At 70.2% G+C, this 14,423-nt stretch carries 13 protein-coding genes; 4 read left to right on the top strand and 9 right to left on the bottom strand.

Annotated features, from left to right (window positions below):
* Positions 1-13 precede the first annotated feature (13 nt).
* Both AC4D2F_RS15510 and AC4D2F_RS15505 read left to right on the top strand, forming a co-directional pair.
* Positions 14-844, top strand: a complete 831-nt coding sequence (locus AC4D2F_RS15510) for an oxidoreductase (protein ID WP_104167289.1) — start codon at positions 14-16, stop codon at positions 842-844.
* Positions 845-904: 60 nt separating this feature from the next.
* A complete protein-coding gene (locus tag AC4D2F_RS15505) occupies positions 905-1,789 on the top strand; it encodes an NAD-dependent epimerase/dehydratase family protein (RefSeq protein ID WP_104167287.1) in 885 nt (294 codons plus the stop codon).
* 28 nt (positions 1,790-1,817) lie between these two features.
* Here the strand turns inward: AC4D2F_RS15505 and AC4D2F_RS15500 are convergent, their stop codons facing one another.
* The 4 genes from AC4D2F_RS15500 to AC4D2F_RS15485 all read right to left on the bottom strand — a co-directional run bounded on the left by AC4D2F_RS15500 (position 1,818) and on the right by AC4D2F_RS15485 (position 6,150).
* Positions 1,818-3,035 (bottom strand): cation:proton antiporter domain-containing protein, encoded by a 1,218-nt coding sequence (locus AC4D2F_RS15500; RefSeq protein ID WP_490911367.1) that lies wholly within the window; start codon positions 3,033-3,035, stop codon positions 1,818-1,820.
* A 65-nt stretch (positions 3,036-3,100) separates the two neighbouring features.
* Entirely contained in the window at positions 3,101-4,255 is a 1,155-nt protein-coding gene (locus tag AC4D2F_RS15495; RefSeq protein ID WP_490911365.1) for a glutamate--cysteine ligase, read from the bottom strand.
* Positions 4,256-4,272: 17 nt separating this feature from the next.
* Positions 4,273-4,695 carry a hypothetical protein gene (locus AC4D2F_RS15490; RefSeq protein WP_490911363.1) on the bottom strand — a complete coding sequence of 141 codons (423 nt, stop codon included), beginning with the start codon at positions 4,693-4,695 and terminating at the stop codon, positions 4,273-4,275.
* Positions 4,696-4,881: 186 nt separating this feature from the next.
* Positions 4,882-6,150, bottom strand: a complete 1,269-nt coding sequence (locus AC4D2F_RS15485) for an LssY C-terminal domain-containing protein (protein ID WP_490911361.1) — start codon at positions 6,148-6,150, stop codon at positions 4,882-4,884.
* A gap of 173 nt (positions 6,151-6,323) precedes the next feature.
* On the opposite strand from AC4D2F_RS15485, the gene AC4D2F_RS15480 reads away from it, so the two are divergent.
* On the top strand, positions 6,324-7,127 hold the full coding sequence (locus tag AC4D2F_RS15480) for a CPBP family intramembrane glutamic endopeptidase (RefSeq protein WP_490911359.1): 804 nt from the start codon (positions 6,324-6,326) through the stop codon (positions 7,125-7,127).
* A 26-nt stretch (positions 7,128-7,153) separates the two neighbouring features.
* Here the strand turns inward: AC4D2F_RS15480 and AC4D2F_RS15475 are convergent, their stop codons facing one another.
* Together AC4D2F_RS15475 and AC4D2F_RS15470 are read right to left on the bottom strand one after the other, a co-directional pair.
* Positions 7,154-7,552, bottom strand: coding sequence for a GyrI-like domain-containing protein (locus AC4D2F_RS15475; RefSeq protein WP_490911357.1), 399 nt, complete (start codon positions 7,550-7,552; stop codon positions 7,154-7,156).
* A 122-nt stretch (positions 7,553-7,674) separates the two neighbouring features.
* Complete coding sequence (locus tag AC4D2F_RS15470) at positions 7,675-9,195, bottom strand: chitinase (protein ID WP_490911355.1); 1,521 nt, start codon at positions 9,193-9,195, stop codon at positions 7,675-7,677.
* Positions 9,196-9,437: 242 nt separating this feature from the next.
* On the opposite strand from AC4D2F_RS15470, the gene AC4D2F_RS15465 reads away from it, so the two are divergent.
* Positions 9,438-11,870, top strand: a complete 2,433-nt coding sequence (locus AC4D2F_RS15465) for a glycosyltransferase family 2 protein (protein WP_490911353.1) — start codon at positions 9,438-9,440, stop codon at positions 11,868-11,870.
* 222 nt (positions 11,871-12,092) lie between these two features.
* Here AC4D2F_RS15465 and AC4D2F_RS15460 read toward each other — a convergent pair whose 3' ends face one another.
* The 3 genes from AC4D2F_RS15460 to AC4D2F_RS15450 form a co-directional block, all read right to left on the bottom strand.
* Positions 12,093-12,344 carry a hypothetical protein gene (locus tag AC4D2F_RS15460; RefSeq protein ID WP_490911351.1) on the bottom strand — a complete coding sequence of 84 codons (252 nt, stop codon included), beginning with the start codon at positions 12,342-12,344 and terminating at the stop codon, positions 12,093-12,095.
* A 161-nt stretch (positions 12,345-12,505) separates the two neighbouring features.
* Positions 12,506-12,808 carry a hypothetical protein gene (locus tag AC4D2F_RS15455; RefSeq protein WP_146067422.1) on the bottom strand — a complete coding sequence of 101 codons (303 nt, stop codon included), beginning with the start codon at positions 12,806-12,808 and terminating at the stop codon, positions 12,506-12,508.
* Positions 12,809-12,914: 106 nt separating this feature from the next.
* Positions 12,915-14,378 carry a protein adenylyltransferase SelO gene (locus tag AC4D2F_RS15450; RefSeq protein ID WP_490911349.1) on the bottom strand — a complete coding sequence of 488 codons (1,464 nt, stop codon included), beginning with the start codon at positions 14,376-14,378 and terminating at the stop codon, positions 12,915-12,917.
* Positions 14,379-14,423 lie beyond the last annotated feature (45 nt).

The following is a 14,423-nucleotide window of genomic DNA, read 5'->3' as shown; positions in this document are numbered from 1 at the left end:
CGAAGGAGACCTTATGACGACCTGGCTGATCACCGGCTGCTCCACAGGACTCGGACGCGCCCTCGCGGAGGCCGCGCTCCAGCGCGGCGACAACGTGGTGGCCACGGCCCGCGATGCCTCGAAGGTCGAGGACCTCACGGCGGACTACCCTGACACGGCGCTCGCCCTTCCCCTCGATGTGACGGACAGCGGCCAGGTACAGGCGGCCGTCACGCGGGGCACCGAGACGTTCGGCGGGATCGACGTGCTGGTCAACAACGCCGGCTACGGATACCGCGCCGCCGTGGAGGAGGGCGACGACGACGATGTGCGCACCCTGTTCGACACGCACTTCTTCGGCGCCGTGGACATGATCAAAGCCGTCCTGCCCCAGATGCGGTCCCGCCGCGAGGGCACCATCGTGAACCTGTCCTCGATCGGCGCGAGGATCACCCCGGCGGGTTCCGGCTACTACGCCGCCGTGAAATCCGCGATCGAAGGGCTCACCGGGTCGCTGCGCAAGGAACTGCAACCCCTGGGTATCACGGCGATGGTCGTCGAACCCGGCGGATTCAGGACGGACTTCTCCGGCCGGTCCCTCCAGCAGTCCGCGGGAGCGATCGACGACTACGCCGACACCGCGGGCAAGCGTCGCAAGGAGAACGACACCACCCACGGAACGCAGCCCGGGGACCCTGTCAAAGCGGCAGCGGCCATCATCACCGCCGTGGGTTCAGCCGACCCTCCCGAAGTGCTCGTCCTCGGGGCCGATGCGACCACCGCCCACGCCGACGTCCTCCGGGCCCAGCTCGCCTCGCTCGAGACCTGGCGGGACGTCAGCGAGAGCACCGGGGTCGACGAGTAGCCGGCCCCGTCCGGACATCCCGACCGACCCGATCGACATGCATCAACCCGAGGAGACACCATGAAAGTCCTGATCACCGGCGCCCATGGAAAGGTCGGTCGCGCCACGACGCAGGCGATGATCGACGCCGGACACGAAGTACACGCCACCGACCTCACGCGGCCCGGCTTCGAACGGAAGGCCGACGACGCACCCCGGTACACGATGGCGGACCTCACCGACGCCGGGCAGGCCTATGCCGTCGTCCACGGCGCGGACGCCGTCGTGCACATCGCCGCGATCCCCGAGCCGACCGGCAACCCGCCCCACGTCGTGTTCCAGACCAACCTGATGGCAACGTTCAACGTCCTCGAAGCGGCCATCCGCTTCGGCGTCGAACGCTTCGTCTACATCTCGAGCGAGACCGTCCCCGGGTTCTTCTTCCCCGAGCGTGACTTCCTGCCCGACTACGCACCCGTGGACGAAGAGCACCCGATCCGCCCGCAGGACCCCTACGCCCTGTCCAAGCATTTCGGCGAGCAGCTCATGGACGCCGCGGTGGCCCGGGCGGACATCCGGTGCATCTCCATCCGACCGAGCTGGGTCCAGTTCGAGGGCAACTACGAGCACAACCTCGGTCCGCAGATCCGCGACGCCTCGAACCTGAGCCCCAACCTGTGGAGCTACATCGACGTCTACGACCTGGCCGACGCGATCGTCCTCGCCACCGGGTCGGACCTGCCGGGGCACGAGGTCTTCTACATCGCATCCCCCGACAACGTGGGCGGCTACGACTTCGCCGAGATCCTCTCGAAGTACTACGGCGACCAGATCGAACTGCGCGCACTGGACCGTACGGACGCTTCGGGCATCTCCAGCAGGAAGGCCCACCAGTTGCTCGGCTGGGCACCCCGGCGATCCTGGCGCGATTACCTCGATGCCGACGGGAGAAGCCTCCCGAAATAGACCCCGACGGCGTTGATGCTGTCCGCCATCACGGCCGTGACGCGGGAGGGGTCGACGTCGACGCCGCCGACACCCGCCCGTACAGTGCGGCCAGCGGCGCGGCGCTGAGCCCGTGCGCCAGGACGCTGAGAAGGATGGTGACGGCGATGACCGCCACGGCGTCGTCGGCCTCGTGGCCGAGCGCCTCCAGCGCGAGCAGGGCGAACACGATGGACGCCAGGCCGCGTGGACCGAACCAGCCCACGAACAGCACGGTGGGGCGGTCGAGGCCGGTGCCGATCAGGGACAGGGCCACGGGGACCATGCGCACCACCGTCAGGCTGAGCACCGCGTAGACGACGGTCAGCACGGTGATGCGTTCCAGGACGACGGAGACGGCGACGGCCCCGAAGACGGACCAGACGAGCATCGACACCAGGCTGCCCGTCTGGTCGAGGAAGGCCAGTTCGCCCTCCGCGCGGGGGCCGGCGAACATGCCGAACGCCAACCCGGCGCAGAAGGCCGCGACGAATCCGTTGCCGCCCACCTCGACGGCACCGGCGTACGCCAGCAGGGCCAGGGCCAGGACGCCGATGCCCGCGAACTCCTCCGCGGCACTCCCGTGCTGCCGGGCCCGCCGCAGCAGCCATCCGCCGGTGCCTCCGATCACCGCACCCACCACCACACCGATGAGCAGCGTGATCACCGCCGGCCCGGCACCCTCGGCGTCCTCCACGCCGGCGGCTGCGGCCGCTCCTGCGATGGCCAGCAGGACGACGGGAGTGGTGATGCCGTCATTCAGGCCGCTCTCCACGGTGAGCAGCCTGCGGATCCGCGCCGGCACCGCCGGGTTCGTCACCACGGGAAGCCCCAATGCAGCATCCGTCGGGGCCAGCGCGGCAGCCACCACGAACGCCAGCCACAGTCCCTGCTGCGGGAACAGCCAGGCGGCCAGCGCCCACCCGACCACGATCGTCAGCGGCAGACCGAGGCCCAGGAGCCGCAGGAGCAGGCCCGCGTCACCGCGCAGCTGCCGCGCCTGGAGGCGGGCGGCGTCGGAGAAGAGCACCCACACCAGGGTGACCTCGACGAGGGGGGCGAACCTCTCCGGAGTCGCGGAGCCGTCGACCAGGCCGAGCCCCGCCAGGGCTCCTCCGAGGGCGAGGAACACGATCGGCGGTGTCAGATCGGCCCGTTGGAGGCGCGCCGAGACCAACGCCCATCCGAAGAGGGCCGCGGTGACGAGGACGATGGTCAGCTCGTTCATGGGGGCCTCCTGGCTCCTCGGTGCACTTGCGTCCGGTGCCCGGGAAGACCACCGGCCCTCATCGGTCAGCCGACCCCGGGGTCCACGGCGTCCGCCGTGGTCCCGTTCCTGTTGAAGGCGTGAGTGACCTCCAGGGCATCGGTGACCACGTCCGCCAGGCGGCCGGTGCGGTGCAGGACGGCGCGCTGCCGGTCGGCGCCGGTGCCCCGATCGATCAGTCGGACGAACCCGTCCATCACGGCCTCGGTGTCCCCGGCGTCGGTCAGGGCCGGAAGGACGTGATTCAGCAGGGATGCCACCACATCCCACGCCGGTGCCGGGCGTCCCGTCAGCGGATGCACGAGGTCCGCGCCCAGCCCGGACAGCCTCGCCTGCCAGCCGGCGAGGCGCAGCGCGGGCGAGGAGATCTTCGTCGGAGGCACGCCGGCGCGCCAGTCCCGCGCCGCTGTCTCCACGAGACCGCGCGCCAGGGCGGCGATCAATCCGGCGTCCTCGGCGAAGAGGCACACGTCGGCCACCCGGATCTCCACGGTCGGATACGTCTGGGACAGCCGTGCATCGAAGTAGAGCATCTTGCGGTCCAGGAGGACCCCGGTGGCCATCAACTCCTCTTCCCGGGCGCGGTAGGCGCCCACCGACCCGTACACCGGTGAGGGCCCGGCCGAGGGCCACCCCTGCCAGACCTGCGAGCGGTAGCTGGCGAAACCGGTGTCCTGTCCGTTGACGAAGGGGGAGTTCGCGCTCAGGGCCACCAGCACCGGCAGCCAGTTGCGGATGCGGTCGAGGACCCCCACGCCCTCCTGGGGGGACGTCACGAAGACGTGGACGTGCATGCCGCACGTCAGGTTCTCCCGGGCGAGGACGCCGTACCGGTCGACCATCCTGCCGAACCGCTCGGTCGGGTGGACGTGCGGGCGCCCGGGCAGGGGGGACGTGGCCAGGGCGGCCGCCCGTGCCCCGACCACACGGGCCGCCCGGTCCGCGACGGCACGGCCGAGGACGACGTCGGACACCAGCTGCACCAGCGTGCGGGGCGCGGAGGAGACCACCTCAATCATCTCCTGCTGCAGCTCGGCCTCGAGCTTCGGCCCGGTGCCGTCCTCGGCGTCCGCGTACTCCTCGAGCAGAGCCCAGGACGCCGGGAGCGGCAGGCCGCTGCCGCCGTCGACGAGAAGGAGTTCCTCCTCCACGCCGAACGTCCGCACTCCCTCGGCGTTCATGGTGCGCCCTTCACCGGTCAGCCGCACCCGAGCTCAGCCACGTACTCGTCGCGCGTGAGATCGACCTTGGCGGCCTCCTCCCGCAGGGCGGTGACGCCCTCGGACAGGGTTGCGCCATCGGGGACCTCGTCGACCGCCGTCTGGAACTCCCCGACCGCCTCGTTCAGGGCCTCCCTCTTGTCCTCGACCACGTCCCCGCCCTCCTCCATCAGATCGTCGAAGGTCCGCCGGACCTCCGCCCGCGCCGCCTGGACCTCATCGGCGGTCGCGCCCGGACGGAGCGTGTCCGTGAAATCGTTCACCGCAGTCCTGAAGGCGTCGGCGGAAGTGCAGGCCTGGTCCGTGTTCTCGCTCGGGGTGGCCGCACTGCAGCCGACCATCAGGGCGGCGGCCGTCCCACACATGATCAATCCGGCCAGAAGGGGTTTCGTCGTCGACATGGAGGGTTCCTCTCTGGAGCGCGGCGGTGGTGCGGCTGTGCCGGTCGCCGTTGGTCCCGCCATTGTTGGCCGCCACAGCCGTCCATGTCCTCACCCGCAAAGGATGTTGCTCGCGCCGAGGGAGGTCCTTCGCCGCGGTCCCGACGGCGTGGCCGGCCCGACGTGCCGACGCCCGCCGGGGCAGGATCACCCCGGGCGGTGCCGATGCGCGAACTCGCGTGAGCGCTGACTCGACAGGGCGATGATGAGCAGGATGTCGAGCGAGAGCCCCAGGAGCGTGGTCTCGAACGTCACCGGCGCACCGGCCCCGAAAGCGACCACGGCCTGGCTCGTGATGGCGACCGCACTGAGGATCATCGCGGTGATGCGGGCCCTGTTCCCGCCGCGCAGCACGAAGCGGGCGAGGATCAGTTCGAAGAACCCGAACGCGTGGAGGACGACGGCGACGGCGGGGAGCACGCGGGCGTTCGATCCGGCAGCGACGAGGGCGTCCGCCGACCCGCCCAGGAGGGCCAGGCCGAGCGCCAGGGCGGCCAGCCCGCGCAACCCGACGAGGATCGCGCCGACCACGGTGGGGGCCGGCGTCGTTCGTCGCTGGTCCACCGGCGGCAGGGGTGCCTCCGGGTCCGGTTCCACGCCCGTGAGGTCCACGACGGGCAGGCTGCCGTCCGTCGAGATGGTGTCCCCGCCCCCGTTGCGGGAGTGGTATCCGGTGGAGAAGTCCTCGATGACCCTCACGCCGATGCCGGGGTCCGATGCCTGGAGCGACGCCAGGACGAAGTCCCGCTCCCGGTCCGTGTCCGCCTCGATCTTGTGCGTGATCTGGAGGGTGAACAGCGACAGCCCGACGGAGCGGTCGTACGTACCCGCCGCCAGCCAGTCGACAGCCGTCCCGCCCGGCAGCACCCAGCCGGGCGGGCACGGCCAGAACCGGATGTGGTGCCGCTTGCCGGGACTGTTGTCCACCTCCTGCTGGTAGGCGAGGTCCTGCTGGCGCCCGAAGAGGAACAGGGGACTGACCGGAGCCTGGTCGTAGCTGCGGCGGCGGAGCGTGGCGGTGACGATCCGCCGGCTGCTGCGGAGATCGACGGCGTCCGCGAGGATCCATCCGGCTCGGCGCATCGCCGTGTGGAGCTGCTGGGCGCTGCCGAGCAGTGCGACGTTGACCGGGTCCCCGAGCAGCCCGTCGCTCGTCCGCGCGCGGCCGATGAAGTAGTCGGGAAGGTAGATGCGCGTCAGGATGCGGTGCACCCGGGGGAGGACCAGGTAGGCCAGGACCACCCAGAAGACGAAGCCGAACCACAGCTGCCCCCACTGCAGCGTCTCCTCGAGGAGGATGACGGCGAACCAGACAGCGGCAAGACCGCTGAACGCGAACAGGGCACGATCGATGACGGTGTCACGGGCGCCGGCACCATCCTGGGCCGGCAGAACAACACCGGGCTGGGCGGTCATGCGGAGAACAGTACCGCCCCGTTCCCGGCTGTAGAAGGGCGGGGGCACGGCCCGCCCGGTTCGTCCGTGGGTCCCGCCGATCACCCGAACGGGAGGATTCCCGTCGGATGATCGGCGGCCTACGGTCTCGTTGAACACCTTTGCACCGGCGGACCTGTCCGGAGGCGTCGACCATGGCGGAATCCAACACCTCATCCGCTGCCCTCGAGCGCTCTCCCCGGATCAGACCGTCCACAGGGCCGGCGCTGCTGATGGTCGTGGCGTGTGCCGCGGTCTTCAGCATCACCGCGGTGACGTCGGGCATCCCCTCCACGGAGTGGTTCGACACCCCTGCGAACGTCTGGCGTACCGCGGTCCTGCCCTTGGTGGTCGCAACGATCGTCCTCGTCGCCTTCGTGTGGTGGTCCCGCTGGGACAGCATCTTCCGCGACAAGGAACGGCTGCAGGTACCGGTCATGCTCCGGATCGCGGTCGCCGCCTTCGTCATCGGCATCGTCCTCCACCTCGTCTTCGTGGACTGGTCCGGCCTGGGCATGGACCTCCTGATCCCGATCGTCATCGTCGGGCTCCTGGTCGGTTTCGCCGAGGAGACCCTGTTCCGCGGCATCCTCCTCAGGGGCCTGAGGACCGACCGGCGCACCGAGCTGACGGTCGCCGTCGGTACATCGGTGGCCTTCGGCGTCTTCCACCTGACCAACCTGGTCACCGGCTCGCCCGTCCCCGCGGTCCTGAACCAGGTGCTCCTCGCGACGCTGACCGGGGCCATCCTCTACTCGTTCCGGAGGATCGGCGGTCTCCTGCTTCCGGCGATGATCGCCCATGGACTGTGGGACATCTCCCTCTTCCTGCCCACGGCGGACCCAACCCGGTCGTCGTCGCTGATCGGCCTCGCCCTGGTGGTCGCCATCCCGGTGCTCGGCCTCGTCGCCCTCATCGCGGTCGCCGTCACGGACCGCCGCGCCCCGTCGGAGGCCTGAGGCCGGGCGATCCGCTCCGAGGCTCGTCAGCCCCGGTGCACGGGCCAGCAGATCTCGGTCCGCCACCCCGCGGGATCCGGCTCCTCCTCCGGATCGCTGAGGTAGGTCTCCCACATCACCGGGCCCGGCGTCAGTGACGCGTCCGCGAAATAGCGCTCCAGCTCGGAATACGTGTCGGTCATCGTGTCGTAGGAGCCGACGTGGGTCGCTGCGACCACGCACCCGGCCGGCAGGGCCCCGGGCACCACGTTCCCCGCCGGAGCGATGACCGCGGAGACCGGGAAGCCCGCTTCGACATCGACGACGGCACCGGGCGGGCCGTAGTACTTCCCGAAGGGGGCCCCGGTGGGATGCACGCCCTGGGCCTGCAGCGCCGCCATCGTGTCCGTGAAGGCGCGGGGGAAGAACTCGGTGAGCTCCGTCATCGGCACTTCTCCCGGACACCCGCCGTGAGTTGCTCGTCGTGCTCGCTGACCTGGATCGTCGCCATGGGAGCAACCCTCGTTGTGCCGGCGTCCACCGCACAGTGCCGAAGGTCCCCGACACCTCAGGACGTCGCGGGTTCCTCCAGGATCTTCAGGAGGGTGGCGTCGTCGAGCTTCTGCCAGGGTGAGGCGTCCGAGCCCTGCACTGCGGCCTCGGGGCTGTCGCTCTGGCTCCACCACTTCGCCTCGTACACGCGCCCGTCGACGAGGATCCGGTCGCCGCGCTCGTACACCTGCTTCGGATCCCACTCCGGGTAGAGATCGGCCGGGGCCGTGACGGCGGGCACGGGCCGTTCGTCGGGCAGCACCGGGCCGAGCAGCGTCCAGGGGGTCTCCTCCGCCTGCAGTACCGGATCGTTCGGGAGGTCGCCCTGCGTCCAGTACTTCGCCACGTACACGTTGCCCTGCCAGACCACGCGGTCGTCCTCGCGGTAGGTGCCGACGTCGGACCAGATGGGGTACGGGCTCGTCTCGGGATCGTCCTCGACCAGGGCCTCGGGGCTCTCCTCGGTGACTGGCTCATCCGCGAGCGTGGCGGCGCGGCCCTCGAAGTCCGCTCCGAGGATCGGTGCGAACAGGAGCCCCTGCTGGTCGATACCGCTGCAGGAATCCGAGACCACCGTGGTGTCGGCGTAGTTCTCGCTGCAGGTGGCGTCGCGGTTCAGGGACCACATCGACATGCGGCCCACGCCGCGTTCGGCGGCGAACGCATTGAAGGCCTTGGCGTCGTCGAGCGTGAAGATCTCGCCCTTGACGTCGTTCTGCCCGATCATCGGCGTCAGCCCGATCTTCCGCCAGGCGGCCTGCGGGCCGACCTCGATGCCCGCCCGCTCGTAGAGCACCTGGAGCTGGCGGTGCGTGGCGTCCGCGGCGTTCTGCGAGGCGGTGAGCATGCTCGTGCCCGCGGGCCGGCTGCCGCCGTAGTCCATGGTCATGACATTCACCCCGGCGAGGTCGACGCCGGCCTCCAGGAACTGCGCGACGGCGGCCGTGCCGTCCGCGGTCAGCCCGGTCGGGGCGACCGGCAGGGTCAGCCACACGTTGAGCGGCGTGTCCGTGCCGGCCCGCTCGGCCTGGAGCGCGGCCATGGCTTCGGCGCGGCGCTCGCCGGCAGCGACATCCTTGAGGTTCTCGCCCTCGATGTCCAGGTCCACGGTCGCCAGCGTGTAGCGATCGATGACGGCGGCGTAGGCGTCCACCAGGTCCTCGGGATCCGTGCAGGCGGTCGCGAGCTCGTCGTTCAGGAGTCCGCCGAAGGACACGATGACCTCACCGCCGTCCTGCACGAGCCTGGCCACGCGGCGGTCGAGGTCGAGTGCCGCCTCGGCCTCGTCCAGGCCGTAGTAGGTGCCCCAGGACGGGGTGCACGGATCCTCCTTTGACGCCACGACGAAGGACAGCACCGCGCTGCCGCCGTTCTCCCCGGCGGGGTCCTCGAACGCGTAGGAGGGCGTCGCCGTCACGTCGACGTAACCGGCGAAGAAGGCGCCCGCACTCTCGGCGGCCTTGGCGTCCTCCCAACGGTTCCACCCCGTGAGGCCACCCACGGTCACGGCGGCGACGACGACGGACAGGATCAGCATGCGGAGGAAAGACAGCCTCCGGCCAGGAAAACGTGCAGACACAGGAACCCCAGATGACGGCCTCGACAGGAGGCGGGAGTGCGCACCCGAGGTGCGCGAGACGCTTGAAGCGTATGGGAAATTTCGGCCCCCGTCATTGTTTCGGCTAACGCGCACGGCGGACGGGCCGATGGTGGAGAGTGACGCTGCATGTCGCGGGGCGACGTCGTGCATCCCCCTGCCCGCCAACTGCCGAGGTAGCCATGTCCAGATCCAGCGATGCCACCGAGTCACCGGTTCCCCGAGTGCGCGCCGATGCCGCACCCGACGGGATGGCGGGCGTGACGGCCGTCCCGTCGCCGGGCGCAGCCTCCGCCTCGGTCCTCGAGAAGGCGCCCCCGCCCGTCGCCGGGCGACGCCGGCAGTGGGGCTCGGAGCGGCGCTCGGAGCCGCTGTCCATCGTGCACCCGACGCCGTCCTCGCGGAAGATCGCCCTGGGTCGCCTCGGCATCGTGGTCACCGTGCTGGCGTGGCTGACGTACGTCGTCACGACGATCCTGCGGCAGTTCGCCAACAACCCCGACGCAGGCTTCCGGTTCCAGGTCGAGGCGACGTCGTACCTGATCGTCGTCACGTTCCTGACCTTCTCGGCGCTCATGTACCTGCTGGCCCGTCAGGGTGCGCTGTACCGGTTCCGCGATCACCGGCGCGTGCCGCGGGGCGAATTGGACCGCCACTTCGCCGACCACCAGGAGGGCATCACCGTCCTCGTGCCCTCCTACGCGGAGGAACCCGCCGTCGTCAGGGCCACCCTGTGGTCCGCCGCCCTGCAGGAGTTCCCCAACATCCGCGTGGTCCTGCTCCTCGACGACCCGCCGCACCCCACCGACCCGGCGATCCGGCAGCGCCTCGATGCCACACGGGCGCTCACGTTCGAGATCGAGTCCGCGCTCCTCGAGCCCTCCACGCGGGCCGGTTCCGCGCTGGCCGCGTTCGAGGCCGCCCTGGCCGCCCGCGACGCGGACGCGCCGTCGTCGTTCGATGACCTGCCCCCGCTCATCACGGCGTACGAGGACGCCGCCGTGTGGCTCGAGGACATGGCCGACGCCGAGACGGTGGAGGACCACGTGGACGAGTTCTTCGTGGATCTCGTGGTCATGGGCCTTGCCCGCGAGCTGCGGCTGACCGTGTACGCCCTCAACGCCGCGCTGGCGCAGGAGCAGTGCCCTGAGCCGGTCCGCATCCGCGAGCTGTACGTGCGCCTCGTGCGGATCTTCAACACACGGCTGGAGACCTTCGAACGCAAGGCCTACGCCTCGTTGTCCCACGAGGCGAACAAGGCCATGAACCTCAACGCCTACATCTCCCTGATGGGCCAGCGCTGGCGCAAGGAGCACGTCGCCACCGGCACGGTGCTGCGCCCGCTGGCGGAGGGGGAGGGAGCAAAGGACGACGACGTCCTGGACGTCCCGGATTCCACCTACCTGCTGACCCTCGACGCCGATTCCCTCCTGCTGCGCGACTACTGCGTGCGGCTCGTCCACCTGCTCGAGTCCCCCGGCAATGAGCGCATCGCCGTCACCCAGACGCCGTACTCCTCCTTCCGGGGTGCGCCGACACGGATCGAGCGGGTGGCCGGCGCGTCGACGGACATCCAGCACATCCTGCATCAGGGCATGTCCTACTACGGGGCGACGTTCTGGGTGGGCGCGAACGCCGTGATCCGCAAGCGCGCGGTCGAGGACATCGTCGAGGTCGAGAACGTTGGTGGTTTCGAGATCAAGACCTACATCCAGGACCGCACCGTCATCGAGGACACCGAGTCCAGCGTGGACCTCGGCAGCCACGGGTGGACCCTGATGAACTACCCCGAGCGTCTCAGCTACAGCGCCACGCCGCCGGACTTCGGCTCGCTCGTGGTGCAGCGGCGCCGGTGGGCCAACGGCGGGCTGCTGATCCTGCCGAAGCTGTGGGACCAGCTGCGACGGCGCCGGCACCTCCGCGAGCAGGTCCTCTTCCGGGAGGTGCTGCTGCGGGTCAACTACATGGCGTCGATCGCGTGGGCGAGCTTCGGGCTGCTGTTCCTCCTCGCCTACCCGTACGACAGCCGGCTCCTGAGTCCCGTCGTGTTCCTCGCCGCCGCCCCGTACTTCCTCGCGATGGGCAGCGACCTCCGCGACTGCGGGCACCGCTTCTCGGACATCTTCCGGATCTACGGGTTCAACCTGGTGCTGCTGCCGGTCAACCTCGCCGGCGTCCTGAAGTCCATCCAGCAGGCCTTCACGGGGGAGAAGATCCCGTTCGTCCGCACCCCGAAGGTCAAGGACCGCACCGCGGCGCCCGGCCTGTACGTCGTCATCCCGTATGCGATCGTGGCCTTCTCCCTGCTGACCCTCGCCCGGGACGTCCTGGAGCAGAACTGGGGCAATGCGCTGTTCGCCGGGCTGAACGCCGTGCTGGCGGCCGGTGCCATCCGCGCGTACATCGGGATCAAGAACTCGGCCGTGGACATGGGGCTGGGCGTCCTGAACTGGCTGTACGTGGCACCCCGGGTGAAGAAGGTCGAGGAGTCGAAGGTCATCGAGAAGGCGCCGGAGGAGGCGGACTGGGAGTCCATCCTCTACCACGGCGACCGCCGGCTCAACCGGGACCTGCGTTCGGGCAACGACCGCCGTCGTCGGGCCGGGGTGCGGTAGGGCCCCTGGAACGGCAGTGGATACGAGGAAGCCCTGGGACGTCCGGTCCCAGGGCTTCCTCGGTTCGGTGCCCTGGCCGTCAGGCCATGCAGCCGCCGAGCAGGATCCGACCGTCGATGGCCTTGGGCGGTTCACCGGTGGAACAGTGTTTTCCTACATATGCAGGCACGCATCGGCAAGCACATAGGCAGGCGCAGGAGTCCCTGGTCCGGGACGGGGCGGTCAGGCGCCCGGAAGCGTCTTCAGGGAACCGGCCCGTGCGCCGGTGCGCTGCTCCAGCGCGTCGAGGGCAGCCAGCGGGGACAGATCGGCGAGGATCGCCACCGTCATCAGGGGTTCGCCGCTGATCAGGGCGTCCGCCACAGCGTCCTGGAGGTCCGTCCTCGCGTCGAGGCCCTCCGGAAGCATGGAACTGATGGAGCCCGCGCCCTGGCGTCCTGCGGCCTGGACCCGGTCGAGATGTCGAGAACTCATGCGGACCTCCTGTGCGATGGGTGGTACGTCCAAGAGTGGGCCGGGGCCGTCTCCTCCGGAAGTCCGAGCAGTCGGACGAAAGAACGTGCGCTGCGGAGCGGGATGTGGTGTCCTCTGCTGACGCCGGTCACCGGCTGTCCGATCCGCGGCGCACCCAGGCCCTATGCCTCCGGCGCCGAGGGCCCTTCCGCGAGGAGTCGCCGGATCTGCTCGGGGGCGTCGTCGTAGGTCGCCAGGATGTCCTCGAGGTCGATCATCGGAGGGAAGTCGATGACCGACTGGTGGCGGGACAGGAACTGCGCGGTCGCCTCGACGACCGCCACCTCCTCGGCGTCCTCGGTCCCGAGACGGCCCTGCAGATCGGGGTTCATCCGGAACAGCGATTCCACGGACTGTCCTTCCGCCTCGGTCCGCACTCGATATTCGTGGTCGCTGACCCGGGTGATGTCGAAGGATGCACTCATGGTCGTAACGCTACGCGGTTCGACCGGCGGCACCGGGGAACCACTTTCCGGTGGACAAGCCGCTCCTCACCGGCTCGCCGAGCGGCCATCGGATGCCTCGCGCCCGTCACGTACCGCAGTACGTCGTGTACGCGCCGAAATCGTCAGGTGCCCCGGCGGCGTAGCGTTCCAGGCCGGGCCGCTCCTCGAAGGGCTTCGTGAGGGCCTCGAGCAGCCGGCCGAGCGGGTCCAGGTCGCCGGCGGTCGCGGCGTCCAGGGCCTCTTCGACGAGGTGGTTGCGCGGGATGTACACGGGGTTCACGCGGTCCATCGCGTCCGCGTCGGGCGCGACGGCGAGCCAGCGGGCGGCCCAGGCGTCGAAGGCGGCGACGTCGAGCACCTTGTCCCGCGCCGGCCGGGCGTCGCCGCGGACCACGGAGCCGAGACCCCGGAAGAAGGAGGTGTAGTCCACATGGTTGTCCTGCAGCAGGGTGAGGACGTCGTTGGCCAGTGCCGACGCGACGTCGTCGTCGGCGTCGGCGGGCAGTCCCAGCTTGGCCTTCATCCCGGCCAGCCAGGCGGCGCTGTACCGGGGGCGGAACGCCTCGAGTGCGGCCACGGCTAGGGGGACCGCCTGCTCCTGGTCGTCGTCGATGAGCGGGAGCAGGGTCTCGGCGAGCCGCGCGAGGTTCCACTCGGCGATGAGCGGCTGGTTCGCGTAGGCGTAGCGACCGTCACGGTCGATGGAGCTGTAGAGGGCGGCATAGTCGAAGACGTCCATGAAGGCGCACGGTCCGTAATCGATGGTCTCGCCCGAGATGGTCATGTTGTCTGTGTTCATGACGCCGTGCACGAATCCGGCGAGCATCCATCGCGCCACGAGCGAGGCCTGCGCGGACACGACGGCCTCGAACAGTGCCAGGTAGGGGCGTTCGGCTGCCGCGGCGGCCGGGTGGTGACGGCTGATCGCGTGGTCGGCGAGGCGCTTGAGGAGGTCGGGGTTGCCCGTGGCGGCGGCGTACTGGAAGCTGCCCACCCGCAGGTGGCTGCTCGCCACGCGAGCCAGGACGGCGCCGGGCAGCATCGTCTCCCGTCGCACGTCGCGGCCCGTGGCGACGACGGCGAGGGAGCGCGTCGTCGGGATGCCGAGCCCCTGCATGGCCTCGCTCACGATGAACTCGCGCAGCATGGGCCCGACGGCGGCGAAACCGTCTCCGCCGCGCGCGAAGGGTGTGCGCCCGGACCCCTTGAGGTGGACGTCGAGGAGGCGGCCGTCGACGGCGGTGACCTCTCCCAGCAGCAGGGCACGGCCGTCACCGAGCCCCGGGTTGAAGCTGCCGAACTGGTGGCCCGCGTAGGCCTGGGCCACCGGCGTCGCACCGTCAGGCGCGGCCGTGCCGACCAGCAGTGACAGCCCCTCGGGGGAGCGGAGGAACGCGGGATCCAGCCCGAGTTCCGCGGCGACCGGCTCGTTCAGGACGAGGAGGGCGGGCTGTGGTGCGGCCGCCGCCTGCCACGCGACCGCCATCTCGGGCAGGTCCCGCGCGAAGCGCCCATCGAAGGTGACCCTGGAATCCGTCGGCACGCTCATCCCTCCACCGTACGCCGGGGTCCTGGGGTGCCGCGCCCCGGTGGA

The organism is Arthrobacter sp. TJ-263, assembly GCF_058269155.1.
Note: the sequence above shows the minus strand (reverse complement) of the source record. Positions and strands in the feature narration are given on the sequence as shown.